Here is a 20,460-nt window from a genome sequence, read left to right as displayed (position 1 = left end):
GTTGAAGCCATGACCATGGCGGACAAGATTGTTGTTCTGAACGCGGGCAACATCGAGCAGGTTGGCTCGCCGATGGAGCTTTACAACACCCCCAAGAACATCTTTGTCGCCGGCTTCATCGGCTCTCCGAAGATGAACCTGGTAGAGGGGGCGCCGGCTGAAAAGCTTGGCGCCAGGACCATCGGTTTCCGGCCCGAACACATTGCGATCTCGACAACCGAAGGCGAGTGGAAGGGCACGGTCGGCGTGGCCGAACATTTGGGTTCGGACACCTTCCTCCACGTCCACACCGACGTTCTCGGAACGGTAAATGTGCGTGCCGACGGAGAGATCCAGGTCAGGCACGGCGATACGGTCTGGCTAACCCCGGACTCCAGCAGAATCTACAGGTTTGACGCAACCGGAATGGCCATCTGATGCCACGCCTTGCAGGAAAGACCGCCATGATCACCGGCGCCGCTCGCGGCATAGGTCAGGCCTTCGCCGAACGTTACGTTGCGGAAGGCGCTCTGGTCGCCATTGCTGATATCGACCTTGAGCGGGCAACCCGGACCGCATCCCGGCTCGGCGAACAGGCGTTCGCGGTTCACCTTGATGTCCGCGATCAGACCTCGATCGACGATGCCGTCAAATTCGTGGCTGACCGGGGTGATGGTATTGACATCCTGATCAACAACGCCGCGCTGTTTGACCTCGCACCGATTGTCGAAATCACCCGCGAGAGTTTCGACAGGCTGTTTTCGATCAATGTCGCAGGCACCCTGTTCACGCTTCAGGCTGTGGCCAAGTCCATGATTGCCCGCGGTAACGGCGGCAAGATCATCAACATGGCAAGCCAGGCGGGGCGGCGAGGTGAGGCTCTGGTAGCGGTTTACTGCGCCACGAAGGCCGCCGTCATCAGTCTCACGCAATCGTCCGGACTGGACCTCATCAAGCATGGCATCAACGTCAACGCGATCGCACCCGGCGTGGTCGATGGCGAGCATTGGGATGGCGTCGACGCACTCTTCGCCCGCCATGAAAACCTGGCTCCGGGTGAGAAGAAGCGGCTTGTCGGCCAAGCCGTTCCTTTTGGACGCATGGGCACAGCCGGAGATCTGACCGGAATGGCGGTTTTCCTGGCCACTGCGGATGCCGATTACATCGTCGCCCAGACTTACAATGTCGACGGCGGGAACTGGATGAACTGATGCCTGACCCTCATCTCAACAAACCAAACCAAACCACCGCCGCCACAGCATTGCGCGCTGAAACCCTTGCCATGTTACCAGCCGGAGTGAGTACGCCCGGCTATGACCGGCAGGCTTTGACCGCAGGTGTTCTGCATGTCGGGGTCGGCAATTTTCATCGCGCCCACCAGGCCAGCTATTTTCATCGCCTGTTTGAACTGGGCGAGAACTCCGACTGGGCGATCGTCGGCGCTGGCATTATGGGTTTCGACAGGGCCATGCGGGCAAAACTGGCGCCGCAGGACTGGTTGACCACTGTCGTGGAACTGGACCCGGAAGGCTACCGCGCCAGTGTCATCGGCTCCATGATCGACTTCATCGACGTCGACCCCGATGCGTTGATTGCAGCGATGCGGGATCCGAAAATCCGCATCGTGTCGCTGACGGTGACCGAAGGTGGTTACTTCCTCAGCGCCGAAACTGGCGGTTTCGATCCCACCCATCCCGCTATTGTCCGTGAAGTCGGCGCAAGCGGTCAGCCTCAAACCGTGTTTGGCGTCATCATAGCCGCGCTGCAGGCGCGCCGGTCGCTGGGGCTCCCGCCGTTCACGGTGATGTCATGCGACAATCTGCCGGAAAATGGCCACGTGGCACGCGCCACCGTCCTGGGTCTGGCGCGGTTGATCGATCCGGAACTGGCGGACTGGATCAGCGAAAACGTGGCGTTTCCCAATTCGATGGTGGACTGCATAACCCCCGCGACCGGCGCCCGCGAAATCGATCTGGTCCGCACCCGTTTCGGAATAGAGGATGCCGCGCCCGTCGTCTGCGAGCCATTCCGGCAATGGGTCATGGAAGACAATTTTCCGCAAGGACGTCCGTCCTTGGAAAAGGTCGGCGTCGAATTCGTCAAGGACGTCGCGCCCTATGAACTGATGAAGCTGAGGATACTCAATGGCGGCCACGCGGCCATTGCCTATTCCTCCGCATTGCTCGGCCATCATTATGTCCACGACGCCATGGCCGATCCGCTGATCGCCGGATTTCTCAACAAGCTGACCGTCGAGGAAATCCTTCCCACCGTCCCGGCTATCGAAGGCGTCAGCCTGACCGGCTATGTTGCTCTCGTCGCCAAGCGGTTTTCGAACCAGGCTCTGGGTGACACCATACCGCGGTTGTGTCTGGATGGCTCCAACCGGCAGCCCAAATTCATCCTGCCCACCATCGCTGCACGGCTTGAAGCCGGCCAGTCGATCGACGGACTGGCGCTGGAAGTGGCCCTCTGGGCGCATTATTGCGCAGCTGCACACGACGGTTCAGCCGTGGCAATCGATGACCCGAATGCCACGCGTTTGACCGAGCGCGCGCTGGCAGCACGCCAGGACCCACGCGAATTCCTGGCGATGCCGGACATATTCGGTTCGGTCGCCGGATCGGGCGAATTCGTAAGCGCCTTTTCCGCGGCGCTGGAACGTCTTCAGCAGAGCTCGACCCGAACGGTGCTGGCCGATTATCTGGCCAGATGATCCGTTTCAGACAGCCCCAGCCACAATAAGCCGGGTGTCGTGCGCATCGAGCGCAGCGGCCAACTCTTCAACCACCGGCAAATCGGTCACCAGATGACCGATGGTTTCAAAACCCGCGACCGAAACAAGGCCTCGGCGGCCGAATTTTGTGTGGTCCGTCACAACATAAGTCCGGTCACCGCGTGACAGCATCATTCGGGCGAATTCGGCTTCCTCGAGATCAAAATCCATCACACCTGAACCGGCATCGATGGCGCCGGCGGAAATAATGGCGTGGGTGACGGAAAACTTGGCGATGAACTCGATGGCCGATGCTCCGAAGGCCGCGCCTGAATCGCTTCTGAGTTCAGCGCCCGCCATGTAGACCTTGTTGCCATTTTCCGTCGCAAGCGTCCGGGCGATGTCGGAGGAGTTCGTCACAACGGTCAGGCGTCTGTGGCCAAGCAATTCGCGCGCGACGAAGCTCGTCGTGGTGCCGGTGTCGAGCATCACCGAATCGCCGTCCTGGATCTGTTGCGCCATCGCCCGCGCAATCCGGCGCTTGGCGCCGGCGTTCTCGCGCATGCGTCGCTGAAACGGCGCTTCGCCAACCTGTCCTGCCAACCCTACCGCGCCATGCATCTTCAAAACGGATCCGTTTTCCGTCAACGGCCGGACATCACGTCGCACGGTCTCAAGCGATACGCCAAGCCGGGCGGCAAGTTTGGAGATGGTTACGGTGCCTTCGTCGGCCAGTATCCGCATGATCTCGGTATGACGTTTTGACAGCATCGGCATACACCTTCTGACCTGCCTGTTTTCTAGGCGATAACCGCCACATTATCAATCAAAACAAACATAATCGGTCATCAAAACTAAAAATTACCACAGAACTGATTGACAAGGATCGGGTCGTGGTGTGGGATTGAAAGGTTAACAAGCCGCGCACGGGTGCGCTGCCGCAGGATCATGTTGATATCTGTGGGCAAGCGCCGGGATGCGGGATCCAACAGGGTGAACAGGAGGCTCGACATGCATTCAGCCAATATATTTTCCGGCCGGACTTTGAGGCAATTGACCGCAGCGCTCGTCATTTCGGGTGCTTCGTGCTTAGGCCTTTCCGCTTCGGCGCTGGCTCAGGAATCCACTGATCCGATCAAACTGACGCTCCATGACTGGACCGGTCAGTTGATCACCACCGAAATCATGGGCGAAGTACTCAAGAAGGCCGGCTATTCCATTGAATATGTTCAGGCCGATTACCTGGCCCAGTTCGCGGGGCTGGAAACCGGCGACCTGCATGTGGCCATGGAAATGTGGGAAACCACCGGCCGCGAAGCCATGGACGCAGCCACCGCCACCGGCAAGGTCGAGAACTTCGGCCCGACCGGCATGAAAGCCAAGGAAGAATGGTGGTATCCATCATACATGGCTGAAAAGTGCCCGGGCCTGCCCAACTGGGAAGCCCTCAAGGATGAAGCCTGCGCAGAAGCCTTCTCAACAGCGGAAACCGCACCCAAGGGCCGTTATCTTGGCGGACCCGTGACCTGGGGCGGATTCGACGACGAGCGCGTCGAAGCGCTCGACCTGCCGTTCGAAGTCATCCATGCCGGAACTGATGCGGCCCTGTTCGCCGAACTCGAAAGTGCCTATCAGCGCAAGGCGCCGATCATGCTGTGGATCTATGCACCTCACTGGGCGCCAGCCAAGTATGAGGGCGAATGGGTCGAGTTCCCGGAATATTCCGCCGAGTGCTACAATGACGCTGCAACCGGCCTCAATCCTGACATGGCCTATGACTGCGGCAAGCCGTTCGGCGAGATCTGGAAAGTCGGCTGGGCTGGCGTGAAGGACAAGTGGCCCGGCGCTTACGACGCGATCAAGGCCTTCACCATCGACAATGACGAGATGGGCAAGATGATCACCGAAGTCGATCTTGACGGCAAGTCCGTGTCCGACGTTGTGGCTGAATGGATGGGCGCCAATGAAGCCCGCTGGTCGGGCTGGGTCAAGAAGTAAACTGAGCGGGGAGCCTGATGCGCTCCCTTCTGCCCGGAAAAATCGGCGGCCGGACCTTGAGGTCCGGTTGCCGCCAGATCCCCTGTCCTTTCCCGATACGACAGATCGCGCCCGGCACAGAGCCTGTCGTTTAGTCATAGTCTCATGTGTCTCCGACCGAGTTGTTCATGACCACTCCTGAAGCCAAGCTTGTCTGCCGCAATGTTTGGAAACTGTTTGGCCCTGATGCCACCAGTTTCCTTGCCGAGCACAACGGACGCCCGGACTCCGAAGCTATCGCCGAAGCCGGCCTGGTCGGCGCCGTCCGGCAGGTCGACCTGGACGTGCGCGAGGGTGAAATCTTCGTCATCATGGGGCTTTCGGGATCCGGCAAGTCAACACTGGTCAGACTGATGTCCCGGCTCATCGAGCCATCCGGCGGCGACGTGCTGTTCAAGGGCGAAAACCTGTTGAATGCCTCGCAGGCACGGATGATCGAAATCCGGCGGCACCAGATGGGCATGGTGTTTCAGCATTTCGCGCTGTTGCCGCATCTCACCGTTCTCGACAATGTCGCCTTTCCGCTCGACATCCAGGGCATGAGCCGGGCGGCTCGCGAAGCACGCGCAGGCGAGATGATTGAACTGGTCGGTCTGGCCGGCAGGGAAAGCGCCTTTCCCCGGCAGCTTTCCGGCGGGCAGCAACAAAGAGTGGGCATTGCCCGCTCGCTCGCCGTCGAACCGGAAATCTGGTTTCTTGACGAGCCGTTCTCCGCGCTCGACCCCCTGATCCGACGGGAAATGCAGGACGAGTTCATGCGTCTTCAGACGGTATTGCACAAGACAATCGTTTTCATCACCCATGACTTTGACGAGGCCATCCGCCTTGCCGACCGGATCGCCATCATGAAGGATGGCGAAATCGTCCAGGCTGGCACTCCGGAAGAAATCGTACTGACACCTGCCACATCCTATGTCGCCGAATTTACGCGCAATGTGGCCCGCGCCAAGGTGATCCGCACCCAAAGCCTGATGGTTTCGGACGAAGCCGGAAACCCGGGCGGGCCGACGGTTTCCGCCCGCGCCAACATTGCCGAGGCAGCTCCCCTTTTTCTTGACGGCGTGACGCATCTCGGGGTTACCGATGACGCTGGCAAAATCATTGGCCGTCTCGACCGCGATGCCGTTGTCACACTGATGTTGCAGGGCTGACCATGGCGATGCCCGGCGCTCCAGTTCTGGAAACCGATGCAGGGCGGGCTGCGCGCCCAGGGTTTCGGCTGCCTGTTGCCTGGATGATCGCGATCGCTGCCTTTGTAACGTTCTGGTTGTATGGAAAGCCAATAGCGAAGGCCGCTTTTGACTATCCCAAGGCCTTTACCGTGCCTCTGGCCAAGTGGATCAGCACCGCGATGAAATGGTTGATCGACGAGGCCAGTTTCGGCCTTTTCACGTTCACCGAATTCACCCGCTTTGTCTCCGCCGTTCTGGAGGTTCCCTACACCCTGGCCTCAAGCCTTTTGTCCACCGGCTTTCTTGAGGGCAGTGGATCATCGGCGATCCAGATCGTGCCGCCCTTGCCATGGATCGCTGTCGTCGGTCTGGTCATGCTGCTCGGACATTGGCTCGGCGGCAGGTCTCTGGCCCTGCTGTCAGGCGGCTGTTTTCTGTTTCTGGCAGTCTTCGGACAATGGACCAGCGCCATGATCACCCTTGCCTCGATTCTCGTCGCAGCGCCGCTGGGTGTCATTTTCGGATTGCTGTTCGGCGTCGCCGCCTGGCGGTGGCGCTGGTTTGAACGCCTGATCGCGCCATTGCTCGATCTGATGCAGACAATCCCGGTGTTTGCCTATCTGGTCCCTGTGCTTTTCCTGTTCGGCTTTGGCCCAACGGCGGCGGTCATTGCAACGCTTATCTTCGCCACGCCGCCGATGACCCGCATCGCCATCCTGGCCCTGCGCGCCGTCCCTTCCGAGATCATTGATCTGGGCAACATGGTCGGTTGCACCGAGCGTCAGATGACCTGGCGGGTGATGGTGCCCGCCGCCCGCGAAAGCCTGATGGTCGGCATGAACCAGGTGATCATGCTGTCACTCAACATGGTCATCATCGCTTCGATGATCGGCGCCGGCGGCTTGGGCTTCGATGTGCTGGCAGCGCTGAGAAGGCTTGATTTCGGCGCCGGCCTGGAAGCCGGCTTCGCCATCGTTGCCCTAGCCATCGCCATGGACCGGCTTAGCCAGGCTGCGGCCGATAAACTCTCCGCACCCTCCGCCGAGGTCCGCGGTTCCGGGTTTTTGACACGCTACCCTTATCTCACCGCGGCACTGGGCCTGGTGGTCATAGCCACAGCCCTGGGATATGTCGTTCCGGGCATCCACACCTATCCCGAAGCTCTGCAGCTATCGACCGGCACATTCTGGTCGGAAGTCGTCGCCTGGATCAACATCAATTATTTCGACAGCCTCGAAGCCATCAAGAACGCGATGCTGCTCAATGTGCTGATCCCCTTCAAGCGCTTTCTCGGTGACCTGCCCTGGTTTGGCGTTGCGGCCCTGTTGTCATTTGCCGGTTTCCGGCTTGGTGGATGGCGGCTGGCGCTGCTGGCGGGTGCCTTGTCGAGTTTCATCGCCGCCACCGGCCAATGGGAAAAGGCGATGATCACCGTATACCTGTGCGGAATCTCGGCCATTCTTGCGTCACTGATCGGGCTGCCCATCGGCATCTACGCCGCAACCCGCGACCGGGTCTGGTCCTGGGTTCAGCTTGCCATCGACACGCTGCAGACATTGCCGAGCTTTGTGTATCTGATGCCCGCGGTGATGCTGTTCCGGGTCGGTGACTTCACCGCCATGATCGCCGTTGTGGCTTTCGCGATTGCGCCCGCCATCCGCTACACCGCTCTTGGTATCCGCAAGGTCGACCCGAAACTGATTGAAGCCGGTCGCGCCATGGGGTGCACCGAGTGGCAGATCCTCACCCGCATCCGTTTGAAGCTGGCGCTGCCCGAGATCCTGCTTGGACTGAACCAGACCATCATGTTCGCGCTGTCCATGCTGGTCATCACAGCGCTGGTCGGAACCCGCGATCTCGGTCAGGAAGTCTATATCGCACTGACCAAGGCAGACACCGGGCGCGGTCTGGTCGCGGGCCTGTCGATCGCTGCCATCGCCATTATTGCCGATCGTTTGATCTCGGCGGGCGCCAGCCATGCCCGGCGTCGCCTGGGTCTGGAGTAGACCATGAAAGATCGCACTTCCCTTGATCGCATCCGTGACCTGCCCTGCTTCTCCAACGTCGCCGGGATTGAACCACTGACCGGCGGCTTGAGCAATGAAAGCTGGCTTGTCACCGACGCTACAGGGCGGCACGTGGTTCGCCTCGGCCGGGACTTTCCGTTTCACCATGTTGACCGTGCCCGCGAAGTCATGACCGCCCGTGCGGCCCATGCCGCGGGATTTGCGCCGCGCGTCGAATATTCCGAACCCGGCATCATGGTTTCGGCTTTCCTCGAAGCGAAAACCTTCGATGCCGCCGATATCCAGGCAAACGCTGAACGGGTCGGTCACCTCATCCGTGAGTTCCACAAGACGATGCCGCACCACGTCGCTGGCGCCGGTTTCATATTCTGGGTCTTCCACGTGATCCGCGACTATGCCCGGACGTTGAAAGCGGGCGGCTCGCGCATGGCCGACCAACTGCCAGCGTGGCTTGAACTTTCCGGCACTCTCGAAGCCGCGCAAGCCCCGCTGCCGATCATCTTCGGCCACAATGACCTGCTGCCCGCAAATTTCCTCGATGACGGCCACAAGCTTTGGCTGATTGACTTTGAATATGCCGGCTTCTCCACCGCCATGTTCGACATTGCCGGCGCCGCTTCCAACGCCGAAATGACCGGGGATGAAGCCCATGTTCTGCTTGAGGCTGCGCTGGGTTGCCGGCCCGATCCTGCGATAACCCGGTCCTTTCACGCCATGCAATGCGCATCACTGTTGCGCGAAACAATGTGGAGCCTCGTCTCGGAACTGCATCTTGATGCACCGGGCGTCGACTACCAGGCCTATACCGTCGAGAACCTCGTTCGCCTGGATGCGGCTCTTGACCAATACCATTCGACCTACGGAAAGACATCGCCATGACACTCCCGGACAGAGCTCAAATCGTCGTCATTGGCGGCGGTATTATCGGCTGTTCCACGGCCTATCATTTGGCGCGCGATCACAAGGTCGATGTCATTGTGCTCGAGCAGGGTCAGTTGACTTCGGGCTCGACCTGGCACGCCGCGGGCCTAGTGGGACAATTGCGCTCCTCCGCATCGATCACAAAGGTGCTCAAATACTCGGTCGATCTCTACAAGCGGCTCGATCAGGAAACCGGGCTTGAGACCGGCTGGAAGATGTCGGGCTGCCTGCGGCTTGCCACCAACCAGGATCGCTGGATCGAATACCGTCGGCTGGCCACAACGGCGCAAAGCTTCGGCATGGACATGGAACTGCTGTCACCGCAGGAAGCCAAGGCAAAGTTCCCGCTGATGCAGGTTGATGATCTGGTCGGCGCCAGTTGGCTTCCCACCGACGGACAAGCCAGCCCGTCGGACATCACCCAGTCTCTGGCCAAGGGCGCGCGCATGCATGGCGCGAAGATTTTCGAGAACGTGCGGGTTACCGGCTTCGACATGAAGGACGGCCGCATTCTTGCGGTCAAGACCAACAAGGGCGACATCGCCTGCGAGAAAGTGGTCAACTGCGCCGGGCAATGGGCGCGCCAGATCGGCGTCATGGCGGGCATCAATGTGCCGCTGCAGCCGGTCAAGCATCAATATGTCATCACCGAAAAGATCGACGGACTTTCAAGTGATGCGCCAACCATTCGCGACCCCGACCGGCGCACCTATTTCAAGGAGGAAGTCGGCGGACTTTCCTTCGGCGGCTACGAGCCGGATCCGCAAGGCTGGACCACGGGCGACGTGCCCAATGATTTCGAGTTTCAGCTGTTCGACGATGACTACGACCATTTCGAGCAGCACATGACGCAGGCGATGGAGCGGGTTCCGGCACTGGGCAATGTCGGCATCAAGCAGATGATCAATGGCCCGGAGAGCTTTACCCCTGACGGCAATTTCATTCTCGGGGCAGCGCCTGAATGCTCCAATATGTTCGTCGGCGCCGGCTTCAATGCCTTTGGCATCGCTTCTGGCGGCGGCGCCGGATGGGTGCTGGCGCAATGGGTCATCGACGGCGAGGCCCCGCTTGATCTCTGGGTGGTCGACATCCGACGATTTTCCGAGATGCACAACGACCGGCAATGGGTCAACGACCGGACGCTGGAAGCCTATGGCAAGCATTACGCTATCGGCTTTCCCCATGTCGAATACGAGTCCGGCCGTCCGCGCATCGTTTCTCCGCTTTATGAGCGGCTCAAGTCGCACAGTGCCGTCTTTGGCTCCAAACTCGGCTGGGAACGCCCCAACTGGTTTGCCACGGAAGGCATGGAGGCTGCCGACATCCCCACAATGGGACGCCAGAACTGGTTTGACGCGGTCGGCGACGAACACCGGCATGTGCGCGAAAAGGTCGGCATCTTCGATCAATCCTCATTCGCCAAATACGAGATCAGCGGCAGCGACGCGCTTTCGGCACTCAATCGCATCTGTGCCAATGACGTGACCAAACCCGCCGGACGACTGACCTACACGCAGCTTCTCAACACCCGCGGCGGCATCGAGGCCGACTTGACGGTGGCTCGCCTTTCAGATGACCGCTTCTACGTCGTCACCGGCACCGGGTTCAGAACCCACGACCTGGCATGGATCCGCGAACATGTGCCGCAGGGCGCCAACGTCCGGATCGACGACATTACCGAGGCCTATGGCACTCTCTCATTGATGGGGCCGCATGCCCGCGATGTGCTGGCAAGTGTCACCGATGCAGACGTTTCCAATGAGACATTCCGCTTCGGCCATGTTCGCGAGATCGAAATCGCGCGGGCCGCGGTGCGCGCGCTGCGCGTCACCTATGTTGGCGAACTGGGCTGGGAATTGCACATCCCGATTGAAGCGACAGGCGAAGTATTCGACGCCTTGATGGAGGCAGGAAAGCCCTGGGAGATCCGTCCCATCGGCTACCGCGCACTTGAATCACTGAGACTTGAGAAGGGCTACCGCGCCTGGGGTTCGGATATCACGCCCAATGACACTCCCTTCGAAGCTGGTCTTGGCTGGGCAGTCAAGCGCAATTCGAATACCGGGTTTATCGGCGAAGCAGCCCTCACGGCGCTCGCAGGCCAGCCGCTTCCCAAACGCTTCGCCGGCTTTGTCATTGATAATCCCGATGCCCTTCTGCTGGGCCGCGAAACCATTTTGCGCAATGGCGAACCGGTCGGCTACCTCACCTCGGGCGGTTATGGCTACACCATCGGCAAAAGCATCGGCTACGGATATGTCCGCAATGAGGCAGGCGTCACCGACGAGTTCTTGCAGGACGGCAACTACGAATTGGTCATAGCGCTTGATCGGGTTCCTGCCAAAATCGGATTGAAGCCATTCCTGGATCCGGCCAACACGCGGGTGAAAGCCTGATCCCTTTGGGTTTCACATGACCTTCAGGGCAATGCAGCGACTCGGCGTGGTTCCTTCCTCGCCGGGCATCGACACATAGGGTCCGGTGTCGTCAATCAGGGTGCAAACTCCGGCGGCTTCAAGCTCCCTGATCCGCGCGCAGAATCCCGACTGCCAAAGCGCGTCCTTGATCGTGAGAACGATGATCCCTTCCGGCGCGCAGACCCGGAACAGATCATCCAGCCCCTCGACCCCGACATGGCCGGTGGTGAACACACCGGCGGAAATCACAGCTGCAAACTGATTGTCCGCAAACGGCAGCGTGGTGCCGAGCGCCGCCTGATGCAGAGCCTTGTAAACACCCTTGCGCTCGGCCACCGAGAGCATGCCCGAAGAGATATCGAGCGCTTCGACATCTCCGAAACCGGTGATCGCCAGCCACTCGCCGATCAATCCCGTACCTGCACCTGCATCAAGCAAGGGTTTTGCTCCCTTGGGAACATGCCGTGCCAGAATTGCCAGCGAGATGGCGGGGTGGCGGTATCCAGCCAGCGACATGTCGGCATCGTATTTTTCAGCCCAGGAATCATAGACGCGGGCAACGTCCGCGGGATTTTCAGCCTGATACACAGCCCCAAGCCGGGCTGTCTTGTCTTCCGTGGTCATCACCAGCTCCATTCTCAATCAATTGCCTGTTACCATAGCCTTTTCAAAGACTTTGTGGAACTGTAGCGGAACCGGAAAACAGAAAGAGGAGGCGCTCCGCCATGTCAGATGAAACCGAAACCCAGCTTCGCGACAGCCTCTCCCGGATCCCGTCGCTGGCTGGTTACACCGGCCCCGTCGAGCGCCTGGGCGGGCTGACCAATCTGGTTTTCCGTGTTGGTCAGGCCTGTGTTCGCCTGCCTGGCGCCGGCACCGAGGAATACATCAACCGCAGCCACGAGGCCGCGGCCGCGCGCGCCGCCGCGAAAGCCGGCGTAAGCCCTGAAATCATCCACGCCGACGCGCAAACAGGGATCATGGCAACCAGATTCATCGAAGGCGCCACCACCATGACGCCGGAGGGGTTTCGCGCCGATATCGGCGCCGTCCGCAGGGCTGGCGAAGCGTTTCGGCAACTTCACACCTCAGGCGCCGAATTTCCCTTCACGTTCGAGCTGTTCGCCATGATCGACGACTATCTGGCTATCCTGGCGACAAAGGATGTGGCGCTGCCCGACGGCTATCATGATGTGGTCGGCGAAGCCCAGATCGTGCGGGCGGCGCTGGCGCGCAATCCTGCCAAGCTGGTTGCCTGTCACTGCGATCCGTTGTGCGAGAATTTTCTTGATACCGGCGACCGCATTTTCATCGTCGACTGGGAATACTCCGGAATGAACGATCCGATGTGGGACCTTGGCGACCTCTCCGTTGAAGCCGGCTTTGACGCCGAGCAGGACCGGGCGCTCATGGAAGCCTATTCCGGCGGCAAACCGGAGGCCGCCGACCATGCCCGGATGGTGATCTACAAGGCAATGTGCGACCTGCTGTGGACTTTGTGGGGCCTGATCCAGCTCGCCAACGATAATCCCGCGGAGGATTTCCGCGCTTATGCAGACGGCCGCTTTGCCCGCTGCAGATCGCTGATGGCCAGCCCCGAATTTTCCGATTGCCTTGAAACCTTGCAAACCGCCTGAGTTTAAGCTCCATCTGTCTTGCTGCCGGAAAACTCGACATCGGAAATCCCGGCACCATACCGTCAATTTGGATTGTTCAATGCGTTTCCTCGTCATTCAGCATTCACAAAAAGAGCATGCCGGCGCATTCAGGGCGATGTTCGAGCGCGACGGACACCAGCTTGTCACCTGCAATGCACCGCTTGAAATCGACCATGTCGACCTGAGCAACATTGATGGCCTCTGGGTGCTGGGCGGGCCGATGCAGGTCTGGCAAACCGGTGAACTTCCCTGGCTTGCCAGCGAAATTGAGGTAATCCGGCACGCCTTGCTGGATCGCAAGATGCCCTATTTCGGCATTTGCCTCGGCCATCAATTGCTCGCCCACGTGCTCGGTGGAAAAATCAGTCAGGCAGATGAATCAGAAATCGGGTTGCTCCACGTCGACAAGCTCGGGCACCCGCAATTGCTCAGCGGCGTTTCCAGTCGGTTCCCATGTTTTCAGTGGCATAGCGCGGAAATCAGCCAGGTGCCCGCAGGCGCCGAAATTCTCGCCGCCTCCGGGAGTTGCGGCGTTCAGGCCATGCAATGGGGCGAAACCGCAAGTTCGGTTCAGTTTCATGCCGAGATGGATTCGGGCACCCTTCGTAACTGGTACGAGATCGAGGATTGTGAGGAAATGCTACGGCAGGAAATCGGGCATGACGCCGTTGACCGGGTGTTTGACGATCTGGCCGCGCTCGAAACCGAACTCAGCAGTTTGCAGACAAGCCTGTACACGAACTGGATGTCCCGGATAACAAATTAGACTCGGCTAAAATACCGCCCACAAAACTCCATCGTGATGGCGGCTCAATGGTCATCACGGAGTGAAAGCCTCTCCGCTCACCTCGGGCGGTTCCAGATGCTGTCTGCAGATCGAAATGGCTTCGGCGACAGTCTCCATTTGCGGTTTCGTGATATCGAGACAATGAGAGGTCGGGCTTTCATCCGGCGCCTCGAGTATCGAAAGCTGACTGTCGAGAAGGGAAACCGGCATGAAATGGCCTTTCCGGCTGGCCATGCGCTCGCGGATCAGATCATTCGGCCCGGTCAGATGGATGAAAACAACGCCGGGCAGCAGTGATGCAATGAAATTGCGATAGCTCTGCTTGAGTGCCGAGCACGAAACCATCACCGGCGGGGTTCGCAACATCGCCGTGTCGCAGACCTTGCTCAGCCAGGGCCAGCGATCCTCATCGCTCAGCGGCAGGCCTGCCCGCATTCGTTCGACGTTTCCGCTGGGATGCAGGTCATCGGCCTCGACAAAGGCGCCGCCAAGTGCGTCGGCGACAGCCTTTGCAATCGTCGATTTGCCGACGCCGCTTACACCCATGAAGACAAAGAACAGGGCCGGGACATTCTGCCCTGTTTGCCCTCCATCCGACACGCTCAACAATCCCTCCCGGAGCACTGCACATCAAGCCAGACAACAAAATTGCGATCAGGCCCTGCGTCACCCAAAAGATAGTCGACGCCGGTCAGAATAGGAATGCCCGGCGCCAGGATCTATATCCCGAGCCGGTCCCGCAGCCGGTAAACTGCAACCGACGGGCCAAGGAACCATGGTTTTCCGCTATAAAACGGCCGCGTTTGAAACGGGATATCGCCAAATGCGCCAAGATCCTTGTCGACCCGCGCAGCCACTTTCCCGACCCGGGATCCCAGATACCCCGCCATGCCGACGCCGGAGCCGCAATAGCCCATGGCGTAGAAAAGGTTGTTATCCTCGCCGCAGTGCATCAGCGTGTCGAAGGTAAAAGCCACAATACCGGCCCAGGAATGGCTGATGCGGATCTCCGCAAGCTCTGGAAACAGCCGTACCAGCTCGGCGAGCAGTTTCGGGCCGCTCTTGCGCGGATCGGTTTCCTGAAGCGAAACACGACCGCCAAACAGGATGCGCTTCCGGTCCGGCGACGGGCGATAATAATAAACCAGTTTCCGGGTGTCGGAGAGTATGCGATCGGTGGGAAACAACCGGTTCATCGTGTCCGCCGGAATTTCCTCGGTGGCGATCACATAAGATCCGATCGGAATCACCCGGCGCTGCTGCCAGGGCGTCAATGGGCCGGTATAGCCGTTTGTCGCGACAATGACCTTGCCGGCCCGCATCGTGCCTTTCGACGTGGAAACCTCGAAACCTTGGGGTGTGCGCTTGAGATCGTTGACCTGACAAAACCCGACAATGTTTGCGCCCGCAGATCGCGCGACGCGTAAAAGGCCCGCATGATATTTGCCCGGATCAAGACTGGCATGGCGTGGCAGCACCATCCCGCCATGATAGGCATCTGTGCCGAGCTCCGTGCGCTGTCGGTCCCGGGACACCATCCACGCGCCGGTTTCAAAACCAGGATGGCGGGCTTCGCAATCCCGCGCCAGCTTGTCATACTGACCGCTTGTGTGGGCGCCATGAAAGCGCCCGACCACACCGAAATCACAATCGAGCTTCTCGGTTGTGACGAAATCAGCGACATGATCGAGCGAGGCTTGCCCCTCTTTCAGGGTACGGACCGCAAGATCTTCGCCGTACCGCCGCTTGAGCACCGAAAATGACGGTTTGACACTTGTCGAGATTTGCCCGCCATTGCGGGTGCTGCATCCGAAGCCGGCCGCTTCCGCGTCAACCACCACCGTATCCAGACCTGCCCGTGCGGTCTGCAGCGCCGCGTGCAGCCCGGTATAGCCCGCGCCAATGACGACCACATCCGCAGAGGAAGGCAGCGGCGTCTGCCTGTCCGGTTCCTGCGGGCTTGCCTCCCACCAGTAGGGCGCGGGTTTGAAACCCGGACTGAAACAATCACTTGAACCCGCCATCTTAAGCTCCCGCGTGGTCCGCAAGGATCATGTCAGCGCCTTTTTCGGCGACCATGATCGTTGGTGCATTGGTGTTGCCGGAGGTCACGGTCGGGAATACCGAAGCGTCGATGACCCGCAGATTTGCCAGGCCGTGAACCTGGAGCCGGCTGTTGACCACATTGTCGCGTTCGGTCTCGCCCATCCGGCAGGTGCTGACCGGATGAAACACTGTTCCCGCCCGCGCCCGTATGTCGGCGATCATCTCTTCGTCCGTCTCAACCTGTGGTCCGGGCCGGATCTCCTCGTCAAGGATCTGGGCCAGCGCCGGGGTTGCGGCGAGCTTGCGAAGGAACCGCGCGCCTTCGAGCTGTTCCGCCACATCATGATTGGTCGACAGGTAATTGGGGTGAATCGCAGGCGCATCGAATGGATCGGAAGATCTAAGTTCCAGATGCCCGCGGCTGGTGGGCCGGGTCGGCTGCGTACCCATGATGACCCCCGAAAATGGATCGGGGCTCATCAGCGGACGTTTGCCGGGCGGCGCCTTCGTGTAACTGACCGGCGAAAAATAGAGCTGCATGTTCGGCCGTTCCAGCTCCGGCCGCGTGCGGATGAAACCGCCGGCCTGATTGACCCCGAGCGACAGCGGCCCCCGGCGGCGCAAGACATAATTCAGGCCATGCCACAGCTTGCCATGCAGCGGACGGAGTTCGTCATTGAGCGTCCGGACCCTCGCCTTGTAGGTGTGATCTATGCAGAGATGGTCCTGAAGATGCCGGCCGACATTCGGCTGCTGGCGCACGATGTCGATGCCATGACGTTTGAGAACATCGGCCGGGCCGACGCCGGACAGCATCAGCAGTTGCGGCGAATTCACCGACCCACCGGAGACGATCACCTCGCGCCCCGCATGGACCTGTTCGACCTTGCCATTGCGTACAAATTCAACACCGGTGGCACGCTGTTGCTCAAACAGGATCCGCGTGGCAAGTGCGCGCGAGATGACGGTCAGATTGGATCGTCTGCGCGCCGGATGCAGATAAGCCCGCGCTGCCGACATGCGAAACCCGCCTCTCGCCGTGTTCTGATACAATCCGATACCCTCGTTGGTAACGGCATTGAAATCCGGATTGTAAGTGAGCCCGCACTCCTCGCCGGCCTTTACAAAGTTCTGGCAGGTCGGGTGCAGGTCGCGCTCCATGGTCGAGACATAGAGCGGGCCGTCACCGCCGCGCCATTCGGTTGCGCCCTGATCGCTGGTCTCGCTCTTCCTGAAATAGGGCAGCACATCGTTCCAGCCCCAACCCGGATTTCCCAACGCCTGCCAGTCATCGAAATCACCCGGATGGCCCCGGATATAGACCATGGCGTTGATGGACGAAGATCCGCCGATCACCTTGCCGCGCGGCCAGTAGCTGACGCGATTGTTGGTGTTGCGGTCAGGCTCGGATGTGTACATCCAGTTGATGCGCTTGTCGTAAAAAGCCATGCCGTAACCGATCGGCATCCAGATCTTGAAATTCTTGTCATGGCCGCCCGCTTCAAGCAGCAGCACCGAGTATTTGCCGTTCTCGGTCAACCGGTTCGCCAGCACGCAACCGGCAGATCCCGCGCCAACAATCACGAAGTCATAGATTTGCACTGGTGCGCCACTCTCAGGTTCTGGAGCTCAGGTTTGGGGTTTGTCGCGTTGAACCAGGATCGAGACCAGAGCCAGCAGAGCCGAGCCGACCATCAGGAAGAACGACACCGCATTGAGCACCGGCGTCGAGCCGACCTTGACCATCCGGTCATACATGGTGATCGTCAACGGCGCTTCGGAGCCGACCAGGAACAGCGTGGTGTTGAAATTTTCAAACGACACCAGAAACGCCACGATGCCCGCCGCCGCCATTGCCGGGAACAGGAACGGCAGGGTGATCGTCCGCAGAACACGGGCGCGGCTGGCGCCAAGGTTGAAGGCCGCCTCCTCCATCGATTCATCGAACTTCTTGAGCCGGGCAATGATCACCAGCGATGTGATCGTGGTGATGAAGGAAAACTGGCCAAGCACAACAAGGACGATCCCCGGACGCAGAAAATCCAGATCCAGGGAAAGGCTTTCCTCCACGCCATTGGCGATGGAGCTCGCCAGCAACAGGATCGAGATGCCGAGGATCACGCCGGGAATGACCAGCGGCAGCACCATCATGATGTAGAAAAAGTCCTTCACCGGAAATTTGCAGCGCACAAACAGGAATGCGTTGCAGGTACCCACGAAAACCGAAAGCAACGAAACGCAGCTTGCGATGACAAAGGAATAATACAGACCGCGCAGCAATCGCCGGTCATGAAACATCCCGAGCTTCGGCTCCGTATCGTTGAAGAACCAGTCTAGTGTGAAGCCCTGCCAAGGCAGCGACGGAAAAACGGAATCGTTGAAAGCGAACATGCCTGCGGCAAACAGCGGCGCAGCGAGAAAGACGAAGAACGCCGCCACGTAAACACGATAGCCGGAAAGAAAAACAGTGTTGGGTTTGATAGCCATCAGCTTCTCGCCACTGTGCTGTTGAGCGTCTGCCCTGAGAGTTTCAGACCGAACCAGACCACCAGCGACGTGAATGCCAGCAGCAGGAAGCCGAATGCGGCACCCGATTCCCAATTGTAGCGGGTGATGAACTGATCATAGATCTGCTCGGTGAACCAACTGGAGTTCTTTCCACCAAGCAGAATCGGCGTCAGATAGCTTCCGGCGGTCAGCATGAAAACGACAATGCAGCCCGAGACGATACCGGGCATGGCATAGGGGATGATGATCCGGCGCAATACCGTCGGGCCGTTGCCACCGAGATTGTATCCCGCCTCGATCATCGAATCATCCATTCCGTCAAGTGTCGAAACCAGCGGCACAATCATGAACAGGATCACGGTGTAGACCAGGCCGACAATAACGGTTGCATCATTGTACAAGAACTCGATCGGCGTACTGATCACGCCAGCCCACTGCAGGCTACTGGAGATGATGCCGGTTTCCCGCAGCAGCAGGATCCAGCCGAAAGCACGAATGAGATCGCTGACCCACAGCGGGATCAGGCACATCAGGAACAGCGCGCCGCGCGTCCGGTTACCGGCGATCTTGGCGATGTAATAGGCTATCGGAAACCCGAGCAGCAGCGCCAGTATGGTCACCAGCAGAGACATCGACCCGGTGCGGATCAGCGTATTCCAGTAGATCGGCTCGGTAAAGAAATTGATATAATTGTCGAGCCCAAATTCATAGACTCGCGGCGCGACTTTCTCCCGCAGCGAAATGTAGAACATGCCCAGATGGGGCAGGATGATGAGCAGCGCGATCCACAGTGCGAACGGTGCAAAAAGCAGATAAAGCGACAGCCGCTTGATGTCCTTCTGCATCATCTGACCGCCCTCATACCTTGAAACTCATGGTCTGCTCCGCCGACCATGAAAGTGTGACTTCATCTCTGGGCTTCAGATCCTCTGTCCCGCCCGTCACCACGACATCAGCTTCGATAAGCTCTCCCGCCCGGTCCCTGACAAGAACACGGCTGTTGGCGCCGTTGAACAGGATGCTGTCGACCTTTCCCTCAATGACGTTCTGGCCGGCATCGATCTTTCGGACTAAGCCTCCGGTTTTTTCCGCCCTGATGAATTCGGGCCGCACAAATGCGTTCACAGCATCGCCGATACTTGGAGCACCCGCGCCGCGAACAGTGCCACGCATCGTCAGACCGGCTTCGGTCTCAACCTCCACGGCGCCATTTTCGACGCGGGTGACCCGGCCCGCCCACCGGTTGGTATCCCCAACGAAACCGGCGACAAAAGCTGCCAACGGCTTGTGGTAAAGCTCCTGCGGCGTGCCGATCTGAACGAACTTGCCCTTGTCCATGATGGCGACATGGTCGGACATCACCAATGCTTCAGACTGGTCGTGAGTGATGTAGACAAAGGTGGTATCAAACTGGTGCTGAAGCAGTTTAAGTTCGATCTTCATGGCTTCGCGCAACTTCAGATCGAGCGCGCCGAGCGGCTCATCCAGAAGCAGCACATCCGGATCCAGCACCATGCAGCGGGCAATCGCGATGCGCTGCTTCTGGCCGCCTGACAACTGCCTGATTTCGCGACCCGCGACATCAGGCAGCGAAATACGTTCGAGAACATCATGCACCTTGGTGCGGATGACATCCTTGGATGCCCCCGTACAGCGCAAGCCGTAGGCGATGTTTTCATAGACATTCATCATCGGAAACAACGCCAGGTGCTGAAACACCATCTTCACGTTGCGCCGGTTTGGCGGCGTTCCGATAACGGACTTCCCCTTGATTCTGATATCACCGGAAGTCGGTTGCTCGAATCCGGCAATCATCCGCATCAGGGTTGTCTTGCCGCAGCCTGACGGACCAAGGATGGAAAAAAAGGATCCCTTGGGAATTTCAAAGGAGACATCGTCAACGGCTCGCACCGAGCCGAAGTGCTTCTTGACCTGAATACATTCCAGATCGTTCTCGGTGGATGATTGCATCGAGTACCCAGTGCCGTGTCGTCGATAGATTTCGGAGTTTTGGTCGTGACCGCACAAATCGGATTGCGCGGTCACGCTTGTCTCAAGAGCAGAAAAGCTTAAGGCCAGCCTTATTCGGAGCCTGTGGCAGCCTTGATTTTCTCGAGTGTCTTGCCTTCCATGTCCTCGACGCCGGCCGGGATGTTGGCGAAAAACTTCAGATTGTCGATGTCTTCGTCGGT

Annotated in this window: 18 protein-coding genes; 10 read left to right on the top strand and 8 right to left on the bottom strand. The window is 59.3% G+C overall.

Annotated features, from left to right (window positions below):
- The 3 genes from ABJN75_RS10525 to ABJN75_RS10515 all read left to right on the top strand — a co-directional run.
- Positions 1-417, top strand: a 417-nt coding sequence (locus ABJN75_RS10525; protein ID WP_348439447.1) for a TOBE domain-containing protein, incomplete at its 5' end; no start/stop codon positions are given.
- Positions 417-1,190 (top strand): L-iditol 2-dehydrogenase, encoded by a 774-nt coding sequence (locus ABJN75_RS10520; RefSeq protein WP_348439445.1) that lies wholly within the window; start codon positions 417-419, stop codon positions 1,188-1,190. The genes ABJN75_RS10525 and ABJN75_RS10520, both read left to right, overlap by 1 nt.
- Positions 1,190-2,695: a mannitol dehydrogenase family protein gene (locus tag ABJN75_RS10515; protein ID WP_348439443.1), complete on the top strand. Its 1,506-nt coding sequence runs from the start codon at positions 1,190-1,192 to the stop codon at positions 2,693-2,695. Before ABJN75_RS10520 ends, ABJN75_RS10515 begins: the two co-directional genes overlap by 1 nt.
- A gap of 6 nt (positions 2,696-2,701) precedes the next feature.
- On the opposite strand, the gene ABJN75_RS10510 is transcribed toward ABJN75_RS10515, so the two are convergent.
- Positions 2,702-3,466: a DeoR/GlpR family DNA-binding transcription regulator gene (locus tag ABJN75_RS10510; protein WP_348439441.1), complete on the bottom strand. Its 765-nt coding sequence runs from the start codon at positions 3,464-3,466 to the stop codon at positions 2,702-2,704.
- Between the two features lie 240 nt (positions 3,467-3,706).
- Between ABJN75_RS10510 and ABJN75_RS10505 the strand changes: the two genes are divergently transcribed.
- The 5 genes from ABJN75_RS10505 to ABJN75_RS10485 all read left to right on the top strand — a co-directional run bounded on the left by ABJN75_RS10505 (position 3,707) and on the right by ABJN75_RS10485 (position 11,248).
- Entirely contained in the window at positions 3,707-4,693 is a 987-nt protein-coding gene (locus ABJN75_RS10505) for an ABC transporter substrate-binding protein (RefSeq protein WP_348439439.1), read from the top strand.
- Positions 4,694-4,860: 167 nt separating this feature from the next.
- A complete protein-coding gene (locus tag ABJN75_RS10500; RefSeq protein ID WP_348439437.1) occupies positions 4,861-5,883 on the top strand; it encodes a betaine/proline/choline family ABC transporter ATP-binding protein in 1,023 nt (340 codons plus the stop codon).
- A 2-nt stretch (positions 5,884-5,885) separates the two neighbouring features.
- Positions 5,886-7,910, top strand: coding sequence for an ABC transporter permease subunit (locus ABJN75_RS10495; protein ID WP_348439435.1), 2,025 nt, complete (start codon positions 5,886-5,888; stop codon positions 7,908-7,910).
- Positions 7,911-7,913: 3 nt separating this feature from the next.
- Positions 7,914-8,810 (top strand): phosphotransferase, encoded by an 897-nt coding sequence (locus ABJN75_RS10490; RefSeq protein ID WP_348439433.1) that lies wholly within the window; start codon positions 7,914-7,916, stop codon positions 8,808-8,810.
- Entirely contained in the window at positions 8,807-11,248 is a 2,442-nt protein-coding gene (locus ABJN75_RS10485) for an FAD-dependent oxidoreductase (protein ID WP_348439431.1), read from the top strand. Before ABJN75_RS10490 ends, ABJN75_RS10485 begins: the two co-directional genes overlap by 4 nt.
- 12 nt (positions 11,249-11,260) lie before the next feature.
- Here the strand turns inward: ABJN75_RS10485 and ABJN75_RS10480 are convergent, their stop codons facing one another.
- The gene (locus tag ABJN75_RS10480) at positions 11,261-11,893 is read right to left on the bottom strand and encodes a methyltransferase domain-containing protein (RefSeq protein WP_348439429.1); all 633 of its coding nucleotides are present in this window, start codon (positions 11,891-11,893) and stop codon (positions 11,261-11,263) included.
- A gap of 101 nt (positions 11,894-11,994) precedes the next feature.
- Here ABJN75_RS10480 and ABJN75_RS10475 point away from each other — a divergent pair, with 101 nt between their 5' ends.
- Both ABJN75_RS10475 and ABJN75_RS10470 read left to right on the top strand, forming a co-directional pair.
- The gene (locus ABJN75_RS10475; RefSeq protein WP_348439427.1) at positions 11,995-12,906 is read left to right on the top strand and encodes a choline/ethanolamine kinase family protein; all 912 of its coding nucleotides are present in this window, start codon (positions 11,995-11,997) and stop codon (positions 12,904-12,906) included.
- A 79-nt stretch (positions 12,907-12,985) separates the two neighbouring features.
- Positions 12,986-13,693: a type 1 glutamine amidotransferase gene (locus tag ABJN75_RS10470; protein ID WP_348439425.1), complete on the top strand. Its 708-nt coding sequence runs from the start codon at positions 12,986-12,988 to the stop codon at positions 13,691-13,693.
- A 54-nt stretch (positions 13,694-13,747) separates the two neighbouring features.
- Here the strand turns inward: ABJN75_RS10470 and ABJN75_RS10465 are convergent, their stop codons facing one another.
- From ABJN75_RS10465 to ABJN75_RS10440, 6 genes are all read right to left on the bottom strand, one after another.
- Positions 13,748-14,314, bottom strand: a complete 567-nt coding sequence (locus ABJN75_RS10465; RefSeq protein WP_348439451.1) for a gluconokinase — start codon at positions 14,312-14,314, stop codon at positions 13,748-13,750.
- A gap of 119 nt (positions 14,315-14,433) precedes the next feature.
- Positions 14,434-15,738, bottom strand: a complete 1,305-nt coding sequence (locus ABJN75_RS10460; protein ID WP_348439423.1) for an FAD-binding oxidoreductase — start codon at positions 15,736-15,738, stop codon at positions 14,434-14,436.
- Between the two features lies 1 nt (position 15,739).
- Positions 15,740-17,362: a GMC family oxidoreductase N-terminal domain-containing protein gene (locus ABJN75_RS10455; protein WP_348439421.1), complete on the bottom strand. Its 1,623-nt coding sequence runs from the start codon at positions 17,360-17,362 to the stop codon at positions 15,740-15,742.
- Between the two features lie 27 nt (positions 17,363-17,389).
- On the bottom strand, positions 17,390-18,247 hold the full coding sequence (locus ABJN75_RS10450; protein ID WP_348439419.1) for an ABC transporter permease: 858 nt from the start codon (positions 18,245-18,247) through the stop codon (positions 17,390-17,392).
- Entirely contained in the window at positions 18,247-19,113 is an 867-nt protein-coding gene (locus ABJN75_RS10445; RefSeq protein ID WP_348439449.1) for an ABC transporter permease, read from the bottom strand. The genes ABJN75_RS10450 and ABJN75_RS10445 overlap by 1 nt, the downstream gene beginning before the upstream one ends.
- 13 nt (positions 19,114-19,126) lie before the next feature.
- On the bottom strand, positions 19,127-20,239 hold the full coding sequence (locus ABJN75_RS10440) for an ABC transporter ATP-binding protein (protein WP_348439417.1): 1,113 nt from the start codon (positions 20,237-20,239) through the stop codon (positions 19,127-19,129).
- Positions 20,240-20,460: the final 221 nt, after the last annotated feature.

Source organism: Hoeflea sp., assembly GCF_039975035.1.
Classification (GTDB): domain Bacteria; phylum Pseudomonadota; class Alphaproteobacteria; order Rhizobiales; family Rhizobiaceae; genus Hoeflea.
The sequence above is the reverse complement of the archived record's forward strand: the minus strand, read 5'-3'. Positions and strand labels throughout refer to the sequence as shown.

Excerpts from the sequence above, each read along its gene's own strand:
- ABJN75_RS10480 (WP_348439429.1), bottom strand. The coding sequence starts at position 11,893 with ATGACCACGGAAGACAAGACAGCCCGGCTTGGGGCTGTGTATCAGGCT.
- ABJN75_RS10505 (WP_348439439.1), top strand. The coding sequence starts at position 3,707 with ATGCATTCAGCCAATATATTTTCCGGCCGGACTTTGAGGCAATTGACC.
- ABJN75_RS10510 (WP_348439441.1), bottom strand. The coding sequence starts at position 3,466 with ATGCTGTCAAAACGTCATACCGAGATCATGCGGATACTGGCCGACGAA.
- ABJN75_RS10445 (WP_348439449.1), bottom strand. The coding sequence starts at position 19,113 with ATGCAGAAGGACATCAAGCGGCTGTCGCTTTATCTGCTTTTTGCACCG.
- ABJN75_RS10490 (WP_348439433.1), top strand. The coding sequence starts at position 7,914 with ATGAAAGATCGCACTTCCCTTGATCGCATCCGTGACCTGCCCTGCTTC.
- ABJN75_RS10520 (WP_348439445.1), top strand. The coding sequence starts at position 417 with ATGCCACGCCTTGCAGGAAAGACCGCCATGATCACCGGCGCCGCTCGC.
- ABJN75_RS10440 (WP_348439417.1), bottom strand. The coding sequence starts at position 20,239 with ATGCAATCATCCACCGAGAACGATCTGGAATGTATTCAGGTCAAGAAG.
- ABJN75_RS10450 (WP_348439419.1), bottom strand. The coding sequence starts at position 18,247 with ATGGCTATCAAACCCAACACTGTTTTTCTTTCCGGCTATCGTGTTTAC.
- ABJN75_RS10485 (WP_348439431.1), top strand. The coding sequence starts at position 8,807 with ATGACACTCCCGGACAGAGCTCAAATCGTCGTCATTGGCGGCGGTATT.
- ABJN75_RS10495 (WP_348439435.1), top strand. The coding sequence starts at position 5,886 with ATGGCGATGCCCGGCGCTCCAGTTCTGGAAACCGATGCAGGGCGGGCT.
- ABJN75_RS10460 (WP_348439423.1), bottom strand. The coding sequence starts at position 15,738 with ATGGCGGGTTCAAGTGATTGTTTCAGTCCGGGTTTCAAACCCGCGCCC.
- ABJN75_RS10515 (WP_348439443.1), top strand. The coding sequence starts at position 1,190 with ATGCCTGACCCTCATCTCAACAAACCAAACCAAACCACCGCCGCCACA.
- ABJN75_RS10470 (WP_348439425.1), top strand. The coding sequence starts at position 12,986 with ATGCGTTTCCTCGTCATTCAGCATTCACAAAAAGAGCATGCCGGCGCA.
- ABJN75_RS10500 (WP_348439437.1), top strand. The coding sequence starts at position 4,861 with ATGACCACTCCTGAAGCCAAGCTTGTCTGCCGCAATGTTTGGAAACTG.
- ABJN75_RS10475 (WP_348439427.1), top strand. The coding sequence starts at position 11,995 with ATGTCAGATGAAACCGAAACCCAGCTTCGCGACAGCCTCTCCCGGATC.